This window comes from Neisseria gonorrhoeae (genome assembly GCF_013030075.1).
GTDB lineage: Bacteria > Pseudomonadota > Gammaproteobacteria > Burkholderiales > Neisseriaceae > Neisseria > Neisseria gonorrhoeae.
Genome location: NZ_AP023069.1, coordinates 436,523 through 455,348 on the forward strand (window position 1 = coordinate 436,523; position 18,826 = coordinate 455,348).

Genomic DNA, 18,826 nt, shown 5'->3' on the forward strand with positions numbered 1-18,826 from the left:
TTTTTACAGGAGGGAATGATGTTGAAAAAATTCGTACTCGGCGGCATTGCCGCATTGGTTTTGGCGGCCTGCGGCGGTTCGGAAGGCGGCAGCGGAGCATCTTCCGCGCCTGCACAATCGGCAATTTCCGGTTCTTTAATCGAGCGCATCAACAATAAAGGCACGGTTACCGTCGGCACGGAAGGCACTTACGCACCGTTTACCTACCACGACAAAGACGGCAAACTGACCGGTTACGACGTGGAAGTAACCCGCGCCGTGGCGGAAAAACTGGGCGTAAAAGTCGAGTTTAAAGAAACGCAATGGGATTCGATGATGGCGGGTTTGAAAGCCGGACGTTTCGACGTGGTGGCAAACCAAGTCGGCCTGACCAGCCCCGAACGCCAGGCGACATTTGACAAATCCGAACCTTACAGCTGGAGCGGTGCGGTTTTGGTTGCGCGTAACGACAGCAACATTAAATCCATAGCCGACATCAAAGGCGTGAAAACCGCGCAATCCCTGACCAGCAACTACGGCGAAAAAGCCAAAGCCGCAGGTGCGCAACTCGTGCCGGTGGACGGTTTGGCGCAATCGCTGACCCTGATTGAACAAAAACGCGCCGATGCGACGTTGAACGATGAATTGGCGGTTTTGGACTATCTGAAGAAAAACCCGAATGCGGGGGTGAAAATCGTGTGGTCCGCGCCTGCCGATGAAAAAGTCGGTTCCGGTCTGATTGTCAACAAGGGCAATGACGAGGCCGTGGCGAAATTCAGCACGGCAATCAACGAGCTGAAAGCCGACGGCACGTTGAAAAAACTGGGCGAACAATTCTTCGGAAAAGACATCAGTGTTCAATAATTTCCTTGCCTCTCTGCCGTTTATGACGGAAACACGCGCTGATATGCTCATCAGCGCGTTTTGGCCCATGGTTAAAGCCGGCTTTACAGTGTCTTTGCCTTTGGCGATCGCTTCTTTCGTTATCGGCATGATTATTGCCGTAGCCGTTGCTTTGGTAAGAATCATGCCTTCCGGCGGTATTTTCCAAAAATGCTTGTTGAAGCTGGTGGAATTTTATATTTCCGTCGTTCGCGGTACGCCGCTGTTGGTTCAGCTTGTGATTGTGTTTTACGGGCTGCCGTCCGTCGGCATCTATATCAATCCGATTCCCGCCGCCATCATCGGCTTTTCGCTCAATGTCGGCGCATACGCTTCCGAAACCATACGCGCGGCGATTTTGTCCGTGCCGAAAGGGCAGTGGGAAGCAGGTTTCTCCATCGGTATGACCTATATGCAGACGTTCCGCCGCATCGTCGCACCGCAGGCATTCCGCGTCGCCGTTCCGCCGTTGAGCAACGAGTTTATCGGCTTGTTCAAAAACACCTCGCTTGCCGCCGTGGTAACGGTAACGGAGCTTTTCCGTGTCGCACAGGAAACGGCAAACCGCACTTATGACTTTTTGCCTGTCTATATCGAAGCTGCATTGGTTTATTGGTGTTTCTGTAAAGTGCTGTTTTTGATTCAGGCGCGTTTGGAAAAACGTTTCGACCGTTATGTCGCCAAATAAGGAGTTGTCATGATTAAAATCCGCAATATCCATAAGACCTTTGGCGAAAACACCATTTTGCGCGGCATCGATTTGGATGTGGGCAAAGGGCAGGTGGTCGTCATCCTCGGGCCTTCCGGCTCGGGTAAAACAACATTTCTGCGCTGCCTAAACGCGTTGGAAATGCCCGAAGACGGACAAATCGAGTTCGACAACGCGCGGCCGTTACGCATTGATTTTTCCAAAAAAACAAGCAAACACGATATTTTGGCACTGCGCCGCAAGTCCGGAATGGTATTCCAACAATACAACCTCTTCCCGCATAAAACCGTGTTGGAAAACGTGATGGAAGGGCCGGTTGCCGTACAGGGCAAGCCTGCCGCCCAAGCGCGCGAAGAGGCTTTGAAACTGCTGGAAAAAGTCGGCTTGGGCGATAAAGTGGATTTGTATCCCTACCAGCTTTCCGGCGGTCAGCAGCAGCGTGTCGGTATCGCCCGCGCACTGGCGATTCAGCCTGAATTGATGCTGTTTGACGAACCCACTTCCGCGCTGGACCCCGAGTTGGTGCAAGACGTGTTGGACGCCATGAAGGAATTGGCGCGGGAAGGTTGGACGATGCTCGTCGTTACCCACGAAATCAAGTTCACGCTGGAAGTTGCCACGAACGTCGTCGTGATGGACGGCGGCGTTATCGTAGAGCAGGGCAGCCCGAAAGAGTTGTTCGACCACCTCAAACACGAACGGACGCGGAGATTTTTAAGCCAAATCCAATCTGCCAAGATTTGATTGGCTACTTGTGAAAAATGCCGTCTGAAAGTTTCAGACGGCATTTTTTCTATTTTTACAGAGGCCAGATTAAATGCGGATTGCTTTCGATGACGGCTTTGAATCGGTTTTGAATGCGCTCGATGGCTGCTTGCGTATCCGCTTCAAAACGCAACACCAAAATCGGCGTGGTATTGGAAGCACGCATCAGACCGAAGCCGTCGGGAAATTCAACGCGCAGGCCGTCGATGGTGATGATTTCGGTTGCGCCTTCAAATTCGGCTTTGGCGGCGAGTTCTTCGATAACTTGATGCCCGTTGCTGCCTTCGGGCAGGGAGATGTTGAGTTCGGGCGTGGAAATGCTTTGCGGCAGGTTGTCCAACACTTCGGACGGATTGTCGGAGGCGGACAGGATTTCCAAGAGGCGTGCGCCGGCATACAGGCCGTCGTCGAAGCCGAACCAGCGTTCTTTAAAGAAAACGTGTCCGCTCATTTCGCCGGCAACCAGTGCACCGGTTTTTTTCATAGCGGATTTGATGAAGCTGTGGCCGGTTTTTTCCATTATGGCTTCTCCGCCGTGTTCTTTAATCCACGGGGCAAGCAGGCGTGTGGATTTGACATCGAAAATGACTTTCGCGCCGGGATTGCGGTTCAAAACGTCTTGGGCGAACAGCATCAGTTGGCGGTCGGGATAAATAATGTTGCCGTCTTTGGTAACCACGCCCAAGCGGTCGGCATCGCCGTCAAACGCCAAGCCGATTTCGGCATCGCCGTTTTTCAGCGCGGCAATCAAATCTTGCAGGTTTTCCGGTTTGGAAGGATCAGGGTGGTGATTAGGGAAATTGCCGTCCACTTCGCAGAAAAGTTCGGTCACTTCGTTGCCCAAACCTTTGTAGAGTTTGCCGGCAAACGCGCCGCCCACGCCGTTGCCCGCGTCGATGGCGATGTTTATCGGGCGTTTGAGTTTGACGTGTCCGACGATGTGGTCGTGGTATGCGCCGGAGATGTCTTTTTCGGTTACGCTGCCTTGTTTGTCGGCGGCAACAAAACCGTCTTTCTCAACAATAGCTAAAAGTTCTTGAATGGCTTCGCCTGCGAGCGTGTCGCCGCCGAGCATCATTTTGAAACCGTTGTAATCGGGCGGATTGTGGCTGCCGGTAATCATCACTCCGCTGCCGCCGCATTCGTTGACGGCTGCGAAGTAGAGCATAGGAGTGGTAACCATGCCGACATTGAGTACGCCGATACCGCTGTCGGTCAGGCCGCGTTGGATGTGCTCCATCAGTTCGGGGCCGCTCAAGCGTCCGTCGCGTCCGATCGCGATGCGGGCGATACCTTTTTCGGCGGCTTTGGCGGCGATGGCCCTGCCGATGAAATAAGCGGCATCGTCGGTCAGGGTTTTGCCGACGATGCCACGGATGTCGTAGGCTTTGAAGATGTCGCGGGTGATGCTTGCCATAAGGTTTCCTTTGTGTCCGTTTAGGAAAAACGGGCGTATTTTAACATAGCGGTATGCCGTCTGAAGGCTTGCGTCCGGTTTTCAGACGGCATAGCCCGGTTACATCAAATAACATGCCGTCTGAAATAAAAGCAGCCTTTTATGCAGGCTGCTTTCGGATTGCCGGTTTATACTGCTTCGGCTTTAATGATGATGACAGGTTCGGTCGGCACATCGTCGTGGTAGCCGTGGCGTTTGGTGGATACGCTTTCGATGGCATCGACAACGTCAAAACCGTCAACGACTTTACCGAATACGGCATAGCCCCAGTCTTGGACGACGGTTTTGCCGTACAGCTCTTTAGAACGGAAGTTTAGGAAAGCGTTGTCGGCAGTGTTGATGAAGAATTGCGCGCCGGCGGAATGGGGGTCGGAAGTGCGCGCCATGGCGATGGTGTATTTATCGTTGGGCAGGCCGTTGGACGCTTCGTTTTGAATCGGATCGCGGGTTTCTTTTTCGTTCATGTTTTCATCCATGCCGCCGCCTTGAATCATGAAGCCTTTGATGACGCGGTGGAAGATTACGCCGTCGTAGAAGCCGTCTTTGACGTATTGCTCGAAGTTTTTGGCGGTAACAGGGGCTTTGTCGAAATCGAGTTCGATTTTGATGTCGCCTTTGTTGGTGTGCAGGATAATCATGGGTTTTCCTTTCGTTAGAATCCGGTTTTGAATTATTCGACAAATTGTGTCTGAACGACAAACTTCAAGGTCGTCTGAAAAATATTCTTTCAGACGGTCTTGTTGTTTAGGTCGATGGTTTACATCAGTACAGCATAAGCCCACAGAGCAACCAATACTACGCATAGGATGTTCAGCAGTATGCCGACATTCATCATTTCTCGTTGTTTGATTAAGCCCGTGCCGAACACAATCGCGTTAGGCGGCGTGGCAACCGGCAGCATGAAGGCGCAAGATGCGGCGATGCCGATGACGAATACCAAGACTTGTTCGGGCAGCCCCATCTGCATAGCGATGCCGGAGAAAATCGGTACAAGCAGGGCGGCGGAGGCGGTGTTGCTGGTGAACTCGGTCAGAAAAATAATGAAGGCGGCGACGATGAGTATCACCAAAAATGCGGGCGCGCCGGAAAAGGTGGCGGCAACCTGCTGTCCCAAGGCTTCGGACGCGCCGGATGTTTTCAACAGCGTGCTCAGGCTGATGCCGCCGCCGAAGAGCATCAACACGCCCCAGTCGGTATTGCGGGCGACTTCCTTCCATTGCGCCACGCCGAAGACGACGACGGCGACGGCGGCACTCAGGGCGATAACGGTGTCGGGATTGGAAATGCCGAAGGCGGTTTTGATTTTGAAGCCGAATATCCACGCGGCGGCTGTGGCAAGGAAAATCAACAGCGCGATGACGCGGTGCAGCGTCCAAGGGATGGATTCGGCTTTGATTTCCACGCGTTCGTTCAAATTAGGTTTGAGGATGACGTACAGGGAGAGCAGCATCAAGGGCAGAATCAACAGCATCATCGGCAGGCCGAGCTTCATCCAGCCGACGAAGTCCAGATTTAGGGCTTTGGCGGCAATCAGGTTGGGCGGCGAGCCGACGAGCGTGCCCAAGCCGCCGATGCTGGCGCAATAGGCGATGCCGAGCAGGAGGAAGACGTAGGTTTTGTGTTCTTTTTCCCGGTCCAGGTGGCTCAGCATACCCATTGCTAGAGGCAGCATCATCGCGGCGGTGGCGGTGTTGCTGATCCACATGGACAGAAAGGCAGTAACGAGGAACAACATCAAAACCGCCACTTTCATATTGCCGCGCGACAGGCGCAACAGGCTGACGGCGATTTTACGGTCCAGCCGCTGCATATGCAGGGCGGTGGCAAGCGCGAAGCCGCCGAAAAAAATGTAGATAATCGGGTTGGAAAAATCAGCCATCGCCTTTTTGATGTCCATGTCGGGGAAACCGAGTACGACGGCGAGAATCGGCACCATCAGTGCGGTTATGGTAATGTGGACGGCTTCGGTAAACCAAAGTGCGGCAACGAAAATCAGCAGCGCGATACCTTTATTGGCATCGGGGCTGTAAGGCAGGATGTGGTAAATGCCGAAACAGACGACGGCGGAAATAATGGTGGTCAGCAAACCCTTAAAGTCGGTAATCGGCTTCTGCGCACTGAGCAGCTCGACGTTTTCGGGATGCTGGGTTTTGTCCTTTGCATGCAGGTTCATGAATGCTCCTTTAAGGCAACAAAATCGGTTTTTCTTTTGTGTCGTGCAATCCGAAACGGTTTGCGAAACCGTCGGTTCTGCAACCGCTTCGAGTATATTTGTAATTCGGTGTAGTGTAAATATATTGTAAACGATTTGTCGGTTTTGTTTATGAGATGGGATTGATATGTAAGGGGAAAAACAGGATGCATCAGGGGGATTCATCCTGTTTGGGAGAAATAAACCGATTTAGTCCGGGCGGCAGGCAGAACGCGCGGCAAAGAGGGCAAGGGCTGCGCCCGTCAGGTCGGCAAGGACATCGCCCAAACTGCCGGTTCGCGTTGCAGTAAACCATGCCTGCGCGCATTCGCTGCCGACGGCAAAACAGAAGGCGAACGCAATCAGGCTGCGGTAGGGGATGGGAAGTTTTCCGGTTTTGAATGCTTTGGCCAGAAGCAAGATTTGTGCGAAAAACAGGGCAAGGTGTGCTGCTTTGTCGAAATGTGGAAACGGCGGCGGCGCGGTGTCGGCAGCTTTGAAGAGCAGCGAATAGATGCCGCCGGCAAACCACAATGCGGAAAGCAGGCTGAAGCGGTTGCGCGGCAGCTTCATGCCGCCTCCTCGTCCAGCCACGTTTGGCAGATTTTGGACAGGCGCAGGAATTTGCCGCCGCGTGCGGCAAGTATGTCGCGCCATTGTGCCACTTCTTCGGCGGACGGTGCGTCGTCGATGCTGCATTCGTACAGCAGGAAATCGAGGGTTTCTTCGATGACGGGGATGGATTCGGTTTGGATAAGCTGCTTGAGTTCGGTCATGACTGTTCGGATACGGAAATCGGGAAAATGCCGTCTGAAAGGGCTTAAGACGGCATTGGATTATTTGCTGTGCAGGAAGCGCGTTGCCTCTTCCCATTTGCCGGAAATGATGTCGGGTACGGCCTGCAGGGATTTGGCGACGGCATCGTCGATTTGCCGGCGGTGTTCCGCGCTCGGTTTGTTCAAGACGTAGCCGACGACGAGGTTGCGGTCGCCGGGGTGGCCGATGCCGAGGCGCAGGCGGTAATAGTCTGCCGTGCCGAGTTTTGCCTGAATGTCTTTCAAGCCGTTGTGTCCGCCGTTGCCGCCGCCGAGTTTGAATTTGATCCGTCCGCAAGGGATGTCGAGTTCGTCGTGGACGACGAGGATTTCTTCGGGTTTGATTTTGTAGAACTGTGCAAGCGCGGCAACCGCCTGTCCGGAACGGTTCATGAACGTGGCCGGTTTGAGCAGCCAAACATCGCCGTCGGGCAGGGCGGCGCGGGCAACTTCGCCGAAGAATTTTTTTTCTTCTTTAAACGAAGCCTTCCATTTCCACGCCAGTTCGTCGAGGAACCAAAAGCCCGCATTGTGGCGGGTCTGTTCGTATTCTTTGCCCGGGTTGCCCAAGCCGACAACCATTTTGATTGTGTTTGACATGATATTTTCCGTGTTTCTGTCGAATGCCGTCTGAAGGCTTCAGACGGCATGGTTATTCTTCTTGATTTTGAACGCGTTTGCGGCGCGCTTCTTTGGGGTCGATCAACAGCGGGCGGTACACTTCGATGCGGTCGCCGTCGCGCAGCGGCGTGTCGTCTTTGACGGCTTTGCCGAAAATGCCCAAAGGCGCGGAATGCAGGTTTAAATTTTCAAATATGCCGTCCAAACCGCTTTGCAGTGCGGCGGTGCGGACGGTTGTTCCCTCGGCAAGCTGCATGGTTTTCAAAACCTGTCGGTCGGGCAGACCGTACACAATCTCAATTTCAAGCATAACGGCGGTCTGCCTCTTTGACGAACGCTTCGACCAGCGTGGCGGAAAGGTGGTTGAAGACGGGGGAAATTAAGGCGGACAAAACGGCATTGGAAAAATCGTATTCCAAATTGAATTCGATTTTGCACATATCGTCGCCCAAATCGATAAATTTCCACGTTCCACGTAAGGTTTTGAACGGGCCTTCGAGCAGTTCCATACGGATTTCCCTGCCGGGGATGTTGCGGTTGTGCGTGGCAAACGATTGGCGAACGCGCATATAATCCATAAACAGCCGCGCCTTCAGTTCGTTGCCGCTACGCCCGATGACCTCGGTCTTGCTGTACCACGGCAGAAAGTGCGGGTAATCCTCAACCTTGTCGACCAGCTCGAACATTTTGTCCGCGCCGTGCAGCACCAAGATGTTTTTTTCAACTTTTTTCACGGGCATCACCAATGCGGGCGTGTATTCGAAGGGCGGTATTATAGCGGTTTAATTTTAAACCGGTACAGCCTTGCCCCGTTCTGATTTCAATTTAAACCGCCATATCGCAGATTCGCAAAAACCGATACGGCTTTGGCGTTTCAGACGGCATTGAGCGGAAAATGCCGTCTGAAAACGGGATGGGAAAACGGCAGCTTGCGGGCTGCCGTTTGTTCGGGAAGTTAAGCCTTGTTTTCAGGCTGCTGCCCGGACTCTGTCGAGGCGGTGTCTGCCGGGGCAGGTGCTTCGGTTTTTTCCCGAGTCGGAGCGTGCGGCGCGTTATCTTCCGCCGCGTCCGCATTCTCGCGCAGGTTGTGGCTGTAATCCTTGGGCGGGCTGGGTTGTTTGCCCGCCATAATTTCCAGTACCTGATCGCGGTCGATGGTTTCCCATTCCATCAGGGCTTTGCACATCGTTTCCATCTTGTCGCGGTTTTCATCGAGGATTTTGTAGGCAACCTGATACTGCTCGTCCAAAATCCGGCGGATTTCCGCGTCGATGTCCTGCTGGGTTTTCTCGGAAATGTTTTGCGAACGGGTTACGCTGCGCCCCAAGAAGACTTCGCCTTCGTTTTCCGCATAAACCATCACGCCCATTTTGTCGCTCATGCCGTAGCGCGTTACCATTTCGCGTGCCATTTGGGTTGCGCGTTCAAAGTCGTTTGATGCACCGGTGGAGATGCGTCCGACGAAGATGTCTTCGGCAATCCGTCCGCCGAACAGGATGGAGAGCTGGCTCAACATCTGATCTTTATACATACTGATGCGGTCGCGCTCCGGAAGCTGCCAAGTCAGACCCAGCGCACGTCCGCGCGGCATAATGGTTACTTTGTGGACGGGGTCGGTAAAGGGCAGGCTTTCGGCAACAATCGCGTGTCCGGACTCATGATACGCCGTCGCACGTTTTTCGTCTTCGTGCATCACCATACTGCGGCGTTCCGGACCCATATAGATTTTGTCTTTGGCGTCTTCAAAATCGCTTTGATCGACTTTGACTTTGTTGCGGCGGCCGGCAAACAGGGCGGCTTCGTTGACCAGGTTCGCCAAATCCGCGCCGGAAAAACCGGGCGTGCCGCGCGCGAGGGACAATAAATCCACAGATTCGTCCAAAGGCACTTTTTTAGAATGGACGTTCAAAATCTGTTCGCGCCCCCGGATGTCCGGCAGGGGGACGACGACTTGGCGGTCGAAGCGGCCGGGGCGTTGCAGCGCAGGATCGAGTACGTCGGGGCGGTTGGTTGCCGCAATCACAATTACAGTCTGATTGCTCTCAAAACCGTCCATTTCAACCAATAATTGGTTTAATGTTTGCTCGCGCTCATCATTGCCGCCGCCCAAACCTGCGCCGCGTTGGCGGCCGACTGCGTCGATTTCATCAATAAAGATGATGCAGGGGGCGTTTTTCTTCGCCTGCTCGAACATATCGCGGACGCGGCTCGCACCAACACCGACGAACATTTCGACAAAGTCGGAACCGGAAATGCTGAAGAACGGCACGCCGGCTTCGCCTGCAATGGCTTTTGCCAAAAGCGTCTTACCCGTACCCGGGCTGCCCGCCAGCAGGATGCCGCGCGGCACGCGCCCGCCCAAGCTTTGATAGCGGTTCGGTGCTTTGAGGTAATCGACGATTTCCTGCACTTCTTCTTTGGCTTCGTCGCAGCCGGCGACATCGGCAAAGGTCACTTTGTTGGCATCTTTGTCCAGCAGGCGTGCGCGGCTTTTGCCGAATGAGAATGCGCCGCCTTTTCCGCCGCCGCCCGTCTGCATACGCATAAAGTAGAACCACGCGCCAATCAGCAGCAGGACGGGCAGCAGGCTGTAAAACAGGGCAGCCAGCGCGCTCGGTTTTTCTTCCGGCGTTACTTTTACGCGGACGTTTTTGTCGAGCAGTGTTTTAATCAGGTTGTCGTCCAAAGGCGCGTTGGTAAAGAAGGTGCTTTTGTCGGTGCGCTCGCCCTTAATCAGGTAGCCGCTGACGACGGATCCTTCGATGTTGACGCCGGATACTTCGCCGTTGTTGACCTGTCGGATGAACTGAGAATATTCGATTTGCCCGTTGTCTTCTTTTTTGCCGTCCAAAGCGTTGAACGCAGCCATCAGGCCGATACCCAAGGCGACCCAGACAAGGATTGATTTAAAGGTGTTCCCCACTTAGCAAGGCTCCATAATTGAGGTGTAAAACGGAAATGATTGTAAAGCACGCCGTCTGTATTGTCAGCGTTTATTTTTGCCCAATAAATAAATCTCACTGGAGCGATTGCGCGAGGCTTCGGGTTTGCGCGTCTGCACAGTGCCGAAAATTTCGCGCATGGCTGCCATGTATTCCTGATAGCCTGCACCCTGAAAGACTTTGACCAAAAAGCTGCCGCCGGTTTTCAGGTGTTGCGAGGCGAAGTCCAAAGCCAGTTCGCACAGATAAAAGCTGCGTGCCTGATCGCTTACGGCGTTTCCCGACATATTGGGCGCCATATCGCAGATTACAAGGTCGAGCGGGCGGTTGTCCAACAAGGTTTCGAATTGCGCCAAAACGTCGTTCTCGCGGAAGTCGCCCTGAATGAAGGACACGCCCCCTATGGCTTCCATAGGCAGGATGTCCAAGGCGAAAACCGTTCCGGAAGTACCCGTCAGCTTGGCGGCAACCTGCGACCAGCTTCCCGGCGCGCTGCCCAAGTCGGCAAGTACCGTGCCGGGTTTGATTATCTTGTCTTTTTCGTTGATTTCCAAAAGTTTGTATGCGGCACGGGCGCGGTAGCCGTCTTTTTGCGCCATATGGACGTAGTGGTCGTTGATGTGTTCGTGCAGCCACGCTTTTGAGGATTTGGAACGTACAGCCATAGTGGTTCGCGGGTCGGAATGTAAACGGTGTATTGTACGTTAATTTTGCCGTTGCCGTGCCAAATCGCGTACAATGCTGCATTATCCTTTTTATTCAAACAGTAGGAAAATGGCGGATACCAAATTGAACACCAAAGAAATTTTGGAACTGAAAGCGCGCGCGCACCATCTCCATCCTGTTGTGATGGTCGGTCAGCAGGGTCTGACGGACGCAGTCATCAAGGAAACCGATGCGGCACTGACGGCGCATGAGCTGATTAAAGTGCGCGTATTCGGCGACGACCGTGCCGAGCGTATCGAAATCTGCAATACCTTGTGTGAGGCGGTTGACGCGCAACCTGTTCGGCATATCGGGAAACTTTTGGTATTGTGGCGTAAGAATATCGAGGCCTGACAGCCTGAAGTGGTTGTTTTGCTATTGTTCTTTCAATGGGCGGCACGCTGTCCTTCGGCGCGGCATTTCGGCGTGCCGAAACCCTTTCCGGTGAAAACGGATTTTGATTACCGCTCGATGCCGTCTGCAAGTTGCGGCGGCTTCCGTATGATTTGAATTGTTGACAGGATGATTGGAGGGCTTATGCAATTTCCTTACCGCAATGTTCCGGCTTCGCGTATGCGCCGTATGCGCAGGGATGATTTTTCACGCCGCCTGATGCGCGAGCATATGCTGACCGCCGATGATTTGATTTATCCGGTGTTCGTATTGGAGGGGGCGGCGCGCGAGGAGGATGTGCCTTCTATGCCGGGCGTGAAGCGTCAGAGTTTGGACAGGCTGCTGTTTACGGCGGAAGAGGCGGTGAAGCTCGGTATTCCGATGTTGGCACTCTTTCCCGTGGTTACGGCAAACAAAACCGGGCGTGCGCAGGAGGCGTACAATCCCGAAGGACTCGTGCCGTCAACTGTCCGAGCCTTGCGCGAGAGGTTTCCCGAACTGGGCATTATGACGGATGTCGCGCTCGATCCTTATACGGTGCACGGTCAGGACGGACTGACGGACGAAAACGGTTACGTGATGAATGATGAAACCGTAGAAGTCTTGGTGAAACAGGCTTTATGTCATGCAGAGGCGGGCACGCAGGTCGTTGCTCCTTCCGATATGATGGACGGGCGTATCGGCGCCATCCGCGAGGCTTTGGAGGATGCCGGACATATCCATACGCGGATTATGGCATATTCCGCCAAATATGCTTCTGCATTCTACGGCCCTTTCCGTGATGCGGTAGGCAGTTCGGGCAATTTGGGAAAGGCAGATAAAAAGACCTATCAGATGGATCCTGCAAATACCGATGAGGCGCTGCATGAAGTGGCGCTCGATATTCAGGAAGGTGCGGATATGGTGATGGTGAAGCCCGGTTTGCCGTATTTGGACGTTGTCCGCCGCGTGAAGGACGAGTTCGGCGTACCGACTTATGCCTATCAGGTTTCGGGCGAATATGCGATGTTGCAGGCGGCGGTTGCCAACGGCTGGCTGGACGGCGGCAAAGTGGTTTTGGAAAGCCTGCTGGCATTCAAACGTGCGGGTGCGGACGGGATTTTGACCTATTACGCCATTGAGGCGGCAAAGATGCTGAAGCGTTGATATTTGATTCGCAATATTGAAATGCCGTCTGAAACTATGGTTTCAGACGGCATTTTTTACGGTTTACAAAGTTGTATCGAGTGCGGCGGAAATATCGTTCCAAATATCATCTACGTCTTCAATACCGATGGAGAAGCGCAGGAGTCCGACCCTGATGCCCATTTCCATTTTCACATTATGCGGCACGCCGCTGTGAGATTGGGAATAGCAATGGTTGACCAGACTTTCCACGCCGCCGAGGCTGGAGGTCATTTTGACCAGTTTCATGTTTTTAATCACGCTGTTTGCCGCTTCGCGCGTGTCGTTTTTGAGATAAACCGTAACCACGCCGCCGATGCCTTTGGGCATTTGCGCTTGGGCGAGTGCGTAATGTTCGTGAGACGGCAGGCCGGGATGGAACACTTTTTCAATGGCAGGATGGGCTTCCAAACGGCGCGCAATTTCGAGTGCGTTTTTGCAGTGTGCCTCCATACGCAGGGCAAGCGTTTTGATGCCGCGCAACACCAGCCAGCAGTCCGTCGGGCCTGCAATCGCGCCGGTATGCACCATCATATCGTGCAAAGGCTGAGCCAGCTCTTTGGTTTTGGCAACGACGATGCCCATCAATACGTCGGAATGGCCGCACAAATATTTGGTAGCGGAATGGAATGCAAAATCGCAACCCATATCCAAGGGCTGTTGCAGATACGGCGTGGCAAAGGTGTTGTCGATGCCGACCAGCGCGTCGGCTGCTTTGGCTTTCGCTGCAAGGGCTTTGATGTCTACCAAGCGTAAAAGCGGATTGGACGGCATTTCCAGCCAAACCAGTTTGACATTGTGCGCTTTGAGCAATTCGTCCAAATTATCGGGATTGCCCAAATCGGCAAAAACAACGTTCACCCCCCATTTTTGATAAACATCGACCAATAAGTCATACGCGCCGCCGTAAATATCGGCGACCGCGACGATGGTATCGCCCCGGGCGCAGAAGGTACGCCACACGGCATCAATCCCCGCCATACCGCTGGAAAACGCAAAACCTGCCGCACCGTGTTCCAAATCGGCAACGGTGTCTTCCAAAATCTGACGGGTCGGGTTGCTCAGGCGCGAATAACGGTAAGGCACATTTTCGCCGATTTCGTGCAGCGCAAACATACTGTTTTGATAAATCGGCGGCATCAGCGCGCGGTTGTGTTCGTCGCAATCGTAGCCGGAATGGATGGCACGGGTCGGGAATTTCATCTGTTTCTGCCTTGTAAGATATGGATAAGTCGGGATTTTATCACTATCCCGAAAATAGAAACAATCAATGCAGCCGCCAAAAGCAAGTGATATAATCTCGCATTTGCAGGCAGGCGGCCGACAGCGTTTTTTCAGACGGCATCTGCCTGCCATACAATACACACATCTCAATAATTATCTGAATATTAAGGACAAACAACGCATGAACGCCATTGCAGACGTGCAATCCAGCAGAGATTTGCGCAACCTGCCGATCAATCAGGTCGGCATTAAAGACCTGCGCTTCCCGATTACCCTGAAAACCGCCGAAGGAACACAATCCACGGTTGCTCGCCTGACGATGACGGTTTATCTGCCCGCCGAGCAGAAAGGGACGCATATGTCGCGCTTTGTCGCATTGATGGAGCAACATACCGAAGTCTTGGATTTCGCACAATTGCATAGGCTGACTGCCGAAATGGTCGCGCTTTTGGATTCCCGCGCCGGCAAAATCAGCGTTTCTTTTCCGTTTTTCCGCAAGAAAACCGCGCCGGTATCCGGTATCCGGTCCTTACTGGATTATGATGTCAGCCTCACGGGTGAAATGAAAGACGGGGCATACGGCCACAGTATGAAGGTCATGATTCCCGTAACCTCGCTTTGCCCGTGTTCCAAAGAAATTTCCCAATATGGCGCGCATAATCAGCGTTCGCACGTTACCGTCAGCCTGACTTCCGATGCCGAAGTCGGTATCGAGGAAGTTATCGATTATGTGGAAACGCAGGCGAGCTGCCAACTCTACGGCCTGCTCAAACGCCCAGATGAAAAATACGTTACCGAAAAGGCCTACGAAAACCCGAAATTCGTGGAAGATATGGTGCGCGATGTCGCTACTTCGCTGATTGCCGACAAACGCATCAAGAGTTTCGTCGTCGAGAGCGAGAATTTCGAGTCTATCCACAACCATTCGGCTTATGCCTATATCGCCTACCCGTAGGCGCGTTTGCGATGTCCAAATGCCGTCTGAAAGGCATTGGGGAGTTATTCCCGAATCTGCCGCCGCTTTGTTTTCCCAGCCGTAGAGAGATGGGTAAAATCCGGGTGAAGCTTGATGGCGGGGACGGCTTATAGGGTGCGGCAGTGCCGTATCGGTTTGAAATCAATTTGCAATCAAAGTAATAAAAGGATGCACGATGACAGTATTAAGCAAAGAGCAGGTTCTATCCGCATTTAAAAACCGCAAATCGTGCCGGCATTACGATGCGCACGTAAAATCAGTGCCGAGGATTTTCAGTTTATTTTAGAACTCGGGCGTTTGTCGCCCAGTTCGGTCGGTTCGGAGCCTTGGCGGTTTGTTGTGGTTCAAAACCCCGAAATCCGACAGGCAATCAAGCTGTTTTCTTGGGGTATGGCGGATGCTTTGGATACCGCCAGTCATTTGGTGGTGTTTTTGGCGAAGAAAAATGCCCGCTTCGACAGCCCGTTTATGTTGGAAAGTCTCAAACGGCGCGGCGTTACCGAACCGGATGCCGTAGAAAAATCTTTGGCGAGGTATCAGGCGTTTCAAGCTGACGACATCAAGATTTTGGACGATTCGCGCGCCTTGTTTGACTGGTGCTGCCGCCAGACCTATATCGCGTTAGCCAACATGATGACGGGTGCGGCGATGGCGGGTATCGATTCCTGCCCGGTGGAAGGTTTCAACTATGCCGATATGGAACGCGTATTGTCCGGGCAGTTCGGTTTGTTCGATGCGGCAGAATGGGGCGTGTCCGTTGCCGCGACATTCGGCTACCGGGTTCAGGAAATCGTCACGAAAGCGCGCAGGCCCTTGGAAGAAACCGTTATTTGGGCATAAGGCAGTGCCGTCTGAAAACGCAAGGATTTTCAGACGGCATTTTTTAATGCTTATTTAAAACGATTCGCCGGGAGCGAGATAACGCCATTTGCCGGGCGGCAGCCTGCCGAGTTTGACCTTGCCCATGCGGATGCGTTTCAGCCCGACGACGCGCAGTCCGACCAGTTCGCACATACGGCGGATTTGCCGCTTTTTACCCTGTTTCAACACGAAGCGCAGTTGGTCTTCATTTTGCCATTCTACTTTGGCGGGACGCAGTTTATCACCGTCCAAACTCAATCCGTGATTCAGTAAGGCAAGTCCTTTTTCGTCCAATTTGCCGCGCACGCGCACCAAATATTCTTTTTCACTGCCGCTGTTTTCGCCGATAAGCTGCTTGGCGATACGGCCGTCTTGCGTCAACACCAGCAATCCGACTGAATCGATATCGAGCCTGCCGGCGGGGGCAAGACCGATTTTGTGTTTCGGATCGAAACTGATGCGGCTGGTGTCGCCTTCCCAGCAATTTTCAGGGGTAATCAGTTCGGCGGCGGATTTATAGCCTTTTTCCGCTTGTGCGCTGACATAGCCGACGGGTTTGTTCAGCAGGATGGTAATGCGTGCCGCCTGCTGTTCGTGGGCTTTCTTGTTCAGTTCGATACGGTCTGCCGGTGAAACTTTCTGACCGAGTACGGCGGTTTTGCCGTTGACCGTTACCCAGCCCTGTTCGATATGGCCGTCGGCTTCGCGGCGCGAACAAAGCCCCAGTTGTGCCATACGTTTGGAGAGGCGTATGGTATCTTCTGTATGGTCGGAGGAAATTTTGGAATTCATGGGTACTTTCGGGTGAAGGCCGGCTTAGACTAATTGCTCGCCCCAGTGCAGTTTTTGGCGCAGGGTTTTGAAATATTGGTAGTCGGTCGGGTGTAGGATGCGTAAGGGATTGTGGTAGCGGCGGATGATGATGCGGTCGAGGTTTTGCACGTCGATGAAGGATTGTCCGTCGAAATGAACGCGCGCGTCGCCGCCTTGGGTAACGAGGATTTCGATTTCGGACGTGTCTGGAATGGCGATGGGGCGGTTAGTCATAGATTGCGGGCAGATGGGGACGAGCGTGAAGGCGTGTAATCCTGCCTGCATGATTGGGCCGCCGGCGGCAAGCGAATAGGCGGTCGATCCGGTGGGGGTGGAGACAATCAGCCCGTCCGAACGTTGTGTATAGACGAATTCCTGATTGACGAAGACTTCAAATTCAATCATCTGTCCGGCACCGCCGCGGGAGAGGACGGCATCGTTGAGGGCGAGGGCGCGTTCGGCGGTTTTGCCTTCGCGGATCAGTGCGGCTTCAATCAGGATGCGCTCTTCGGCAAGGTATTTTCCTTCTAAAACGGGCAATAGCTTGTCCGTCATATATTCGCGGGGAATTTGGGTAAGAAAGCCCAAATGACCTTGGTTGATGCCGATAATCGGAACGGCGCGGGGGGTAATTTCGCGGGCGGCAGAGAGAAAGGTGCCGTCTCCGCCTAAGACGGCGACCAGGTCGCAGTATTGCCCCAGTTCGGTCTTGTTGACGATATGGCAGCCGTCGGTGTCTTGGGTATAGATGCAGCATTCCCTTACGCCGACTTCGTCGAGATAGACGGTAAAGCCGTGCTGCTTCAAAAAGGTAATCAGCGTGTGTGCGGTATCTTGGATGTCGGGCGTGTTGGGGCGGGTTACGATACCGATGTTGTGAAAAGGGCTGTTCATGTCGGATGCCGTCTGAAGGTTAGTCTATCCAAATGTCGCGTTCGAGCCTGTCGAGGCGTTCGTTGAGGCGTTCCACGCCGTCGCGCAGTCTGCTTATTTCGTCGAGGCAGTCGGCAAGGGCTTCGTTGCCGGTGTTTGCGGACTCGGGTTCGCGGGAAAATCCGCCGATTTGTTCGGCGATGTTCCTGCCGATTTGTTTGATGCCGTGTCCGATGTCGGTGGCACGGCTGCCGATGCCTGCCTGCGTGCCGAAAATCCGTGCCAATTCGTCCGATGCGCGGGAACGCAGGCTGCCGAGCAGGGACAGTACCGCGATGCCGAGGATGAGGTCGCCTTCGAGCCTGATGTCGCCAGCCCCGGGTTCGCCGCCTTGGAGGATTTTCCGTATCGCGCTGTTGCGGAAGGTAATTTCGGTGTCTGCAAAGCCGTTTCCCGCCGAGAGCAAACCGTCTTCTGTGATGCGTCCCGCCAGTTTCAGCCCGGCAATGTTCAGGGTCAGTGTTTTGCCTGCAAAGGAGGTAAGTTCCGAGCGGCTGTCCGGGCTTTGCAGAATCAGGCGGTTGATGATGGGGAGGAGGGCGGACATATTTTCTGATTGGGGCGGAGAATGCCTGTTGTTGCTGTTGCCGCTTATTTTACAGGCTTAAGCCGTTATCGCAAACGGTACGGATGATTTTGCCCACGCTGTCGTCGGGTGAGAAATCCGGCGCGGGCAGGCCGAGTTTGGCGGCTTCTTCCGTATAAAATTCGCGGCGTGTCGGGTGGCGCGGTTCGATAATGTTTTTCAGCCGCCTGCCGCCGGGGTTGGATGCCGTCTGAAACAGGTTTTCGACGGCGATGTCGCGGTGGACGATATTGACAGGCCGGTTGCCGCCTTGGATGTTTTGCTTTTGCACGAGGCGGCTGACGGGATGGCGTTCGGCGCAATAAAGCCCGCCCAGCCGCAGGATGTCGATGTTCGGAACGCCGTTGTCGAGCAGGTGTTGTTCGGCGGCAAGGATTTGTCGGGCGGACTCGGTTTGCGGATCGGGTGCGGCGGTTTCGTTGCATTCTCGCGCTTTATCGCCGTAAACGCTTGTGCTGCTTGTGAAAATCAGGTGTTGCACGTTGCACGCCCGGGCAAGCTCTGCCCATTGTTTGACGGTGTCGGCGTAATGCGCCAAAAAGGAGGGCGGCAGCAGGAAGAACCAGACGGGTTTGTCGGCGTGATGCCGCCACAATGCCGTCTGAAAGGTATCGGTACGGTTGAGGTCGAAGGTGTCGAGGTGTATGGGCAGGTTGATGTCGTCCGAAGTCAGGCTGCGTTTTATGGCGGCGACGCGGCTGCCGTGTCGGTAAAACTTTTGTGCCAGCGGCAGGCCGAGGTAACCTAGGCCTGTGATGGAGATATGGGGCGGGGGGACTGCGCGCATTCGCTGATACCGTCGGGTAAGTGC

At 53.9% G+C, this 18,826-nt stretch carries 21 protein-coding genes and 1 pseudogene; 7 read left to right on the plus strand and 15 right to left on the minus strand.

Annotation, left to right across the window (positions count from 1 at the left end; all coding sequences use genetic code 11):
* Positions 1–15: 15 nt before the first annotated feature.
* Genes HT085_RS02270 through HT085_RS02280 form a run of 3 tightly spaced genes read left to right on the plus strand, consistent with a single transcriptional unit; the run spans position 16 to position 2,314 of the window.
* Positions 16–843: an amino acid ABC transporter substrate-binding protein gene (locus HT085_RS02270; RefSeq protein WP_003690826.1), complete on the plus strand. Its 828-nt coding sequence runs from the start codon at positions 16–18 to the stop codon at positions 841–843.
* Positions 833–1,549 carry an amino acid ABC transporter permease gene (locus tag HT085_RS02275; protein ID WP_003687787.1) on the plus strand — a complete coding sequence of 239 codons (717 nt, stop codon included), beginning with the start codon at positions 833–835 and terminating at the stop codon, positions 1,547–1,549. Before HT085_RS02270 ends, HT085_RS02275 begins: the two co-directional genes overlap by 11 nt.
* Positions 1,550–1,558: 9 nt before the next feature.
* Entirely contained in the window at positions 1,559–2,314 is a 756-nt protein-coding gene (locus tag HT085_RS02280; protein ID WP_003690827.1) for an amino acid ABC transporter ATP-binding protein, read from the plus strand.
* A 55-nt stretch (positions 2,315–2,369) separates the two neighbouring features.
* Here the strand turns inward: HT085_RS02280 and HT085_RS02285 are convergent, their stop codons facing one another.
* The 10 genes from HT085_RS02285 to HT085_RS02330 form a co-directional block, all read right to left on the minus strand.
* Positions 2,370–3,752 (minus strand): phosphomannomutase/phosphoglucomutase, encoded by a 1,383-nt coding sequence (locus tag HT085_RS02285; protein WP_003690828.1) that lies wholly within the window; start codon positions 3,750–3,752, stop codon positions 2,370–2,372.
* 167 nt (positions 3,753–3,919) lie between these two features.
* The gene (locus tag HT085_RS02290) at positions 3,920–4,429 is read right to left on the minus strand and encodes a peptidylprolyl isomerase (protein WP_003687796.1); all 510 of its coding nucleotides are present in this window, start codon (positions 4,427–4,429) and stop codon (positions 3,920–3,922) included.
* 119 nt (positions 4,430–4,548) lie between these two features.
* Positions 4,549–5,964 (minus strand): SLC13 family permease, encoded by a 1,416-nt coding sequence (locus HT085_RS02295; protein WP_014580126.1) that lies wholly within the window; start codon positions 5,962–5,964, stop codon positions 4,549–4,551.
* A gap of 228 nt (positions 5,965–6,192) precedes the next feature.
* Positions 6,193–6,555, minus strand: a complete 363-nt coding sequence (locus tag HT085_RS02300; RefSeq protein ID WP_003690830.1) for a VanZ family protein — start codon at positions 6,553–6,555, stop codon at positions 6,193–6,195.
* On the minus strand, positions 6,552–6,758 hold the full coding sequence (locus HT085_RS02305; RefSeq protein ID WP_002213975.1) for a hypothetical protein: 207 nt from the start codon (positions 6,756–6,758) through the stop codon (positions 6,552–6,554). Before HT085_RS02305 ends, HT085_RS02300 begins: the two co-directional genes overlap by 4 nt.
* A 60-nt stretch (positions 6,759–6,818) precedes the next feature.
* Positions 6,819–7,397, minus strand: a complete 579-nt coding sequence (pth, locus tag HT085_RS02310; RefSeq protein ID WP_003687802.1) for an aminoacyl-tRNA hydrolase — start codon at positions 7,395–7,397, stop codon at positions 6,819–6,821.
* Between the two features lie 52 nt (positions 7,398–7,449).
* Positions 7,450–7,728, minus strand: a complete 279-nt coding sequence (locus tag HT085_RS02315) for an RnfH family protein (RefSeq protein ID WP_003687804.1) — start codon at positions 7,726–7,728, stop codon at positions 7,450–7,452.
* The gene (locus HT085_RS02320; RefSeq protein ID WP_025455777.1) at positions 7,721–8,152 is read right to left on the minus strand and encodes a type II toxin-antitoxin system RatA family toxin; all 432 of its coding nucleotides are present in this window, start codon (positions 8,150–8,152) and stop codon (positions 7,721–7,723) included. The genes HT085_RS02315 and HT085_RS02320 overlap by 8 nt, the downstream gene beginning before the upstream one ends.
* A 221-nt stretch (positions 8,153–8,373) precedes the next feature.
* The gene (gene ftsH, locus HT085_RS02325; RefSeq protein WP_003690832.1) at positions 8,374–10,341 is read right to left on the minus strand and encodes an ATP-dependent zinc metalloprotease FtsH; all 1,968 of its coding nucleotides are present in this window, start codon (positions 10,339–10,341) and stop codon (positions 8,374–8,376) included.
* Positions 10,342–10,404: 63 nt separating this feature from the next.
* The gene (locus HT085_RS02330; protein WP_003687807.1) at positions 10,405–11,025 is read right to left on the minus strand and encodes an RlmE family RNA methyltransferase; all 621 of its coding nucleotides are present in this window, start codon (positions 11,023–11,025) and stop codon (positions 10,405–10,407) included.
* A 109-nt stretch (positions 11,026–11,134) separates the two neighbouring features.
* Here HT085_RS02330 and yhbY point away from each other — a divergent pair, with 109 nt between their 5' ends.
* Together yhbY and hemB are read left to right on the plus strand one after the other, a co-directional pair.
* Positions 11,135–11,419, plus strand: a complete 285-nt coding sequence (gene yhbY, locus HT085_RS02335) for a ribosome assembly RNA-binding protein YhbY (RefSeq protein ID WP_003690833.1) — start codon at positions 11,135–11,137, stop codon at positions 11,417–11,419.
* A gap of 183 nt (positions 11,420–11,602) precedes the next feature.
* On the plus strand, positions 11,603–12,604 hold the full coding sequence (gene hemB, locus HT085_RS02340) for a porphobilinogen synthase (protein ID WP_003687809.1): 1,002 nt from the start codon (positions 11,603–11,605) through the stop codon (positions 12,602–12,604).
* Between the two features lie 63 nt (positions 12,605–12,667).
* Here the strand turns inward: hemB and HT085_RS02345 are convergent, their stop codons facing one another.
* Entirely contained in the window at positions 12,668–13,825 is a 1,158-nt protein-coding gene (locus HT085_RS02345) for a trans-sulfuration enzyme family protein (RefSeq protein ID WP_003690835.1), read from the minus strand.
* Between the two features lie 202 nt (positions 13,826–14,027).
* Here HT085_RS02345 and folE2 point away from each other — a divergent pair, with 202 nt between their 5' ends.
* Both folE2 and HT085_RS02355 read left to right on the plus strand, forming a co-directional pair.
* The gene (gene folE2 / locus HT085_RS02350) at positions 14,028–14,801 is read left to right on the plus strand and encodes a GTP cyclohydrolase FolE2 (RefSeq protein ID WP_003687811.1); all 774 of its coding nucleotides are present in this window, start codon (positions 14,028–14,030) and stop codon (positions 14,799–14,801) included.
* A gap of 196 nt (positions 14,802–14,997) precedes the next feature.
* Positions 14,998–15,662: pseudogene (locus tag HT085_RS02355) on the plus strand (NAD(P)H-dependent oxidoreductase).
* 54 nt (positions 15,663–15,716) lie between these two features.
* On the opposite strand, the gene HT085_RS02360 reads toward HT085_RS02355, so the two are convergent.
* From HT085_RS02360 to HT085_RS02375, 4 genes are read right to left on the minus strand one after another with little or no spacing between them, the layout of a single operon-like run.
* Entirely contained in the window at positions 15,717–16,475 is a 759-nt protein-coding gene (locus HT085_RS02360) for a pseudouridine synthase (protein ID WP_003687817.1), read from the minus strand.
* A 24-nt stretch (positions 16,476–16,499) separates the two neighbouring features.
* A complete protein-coding gene (locus HT085_RS02365; RefSeq protein ID WP_003687818.1) occupies positions 16,500–17,390 on the minus strand; it encodes an NAD(+) kinase in 891 nt (296 codons plus the stop codon).
* A gap of 19 nt (positions 17,391–17,409) precedes the next feature.
* On the minus strand, positions 17,410–17,976 hold the full coding sequence (locus tag HT085_RS02370; RefSeq protein WP_003690844.1) for a ubiquinone biosynthesis accessory factor UbiJ: 567 nt from the start codon (positions 17,974–17,976) through the stop codon (positions 17,410–17,412).
* A gap of 49 nt (positions 17,977–18,025) precedes the next feature.
* Positions 18,026–18,802 carry an SDR family oxidoreductase gene (locus HT085_RS02375; RefSeq protein ID WP_003687820.1) on the minus strand — a complete coding sequence of 259 codons (777 nt, stop codon included), beginning with the start codon at positions 18,800–18,802 and terminating at the stop codon, positions 18,026–18,028.
* Positions 18,803–18,826: the final 24 nt, after the last annotated feature.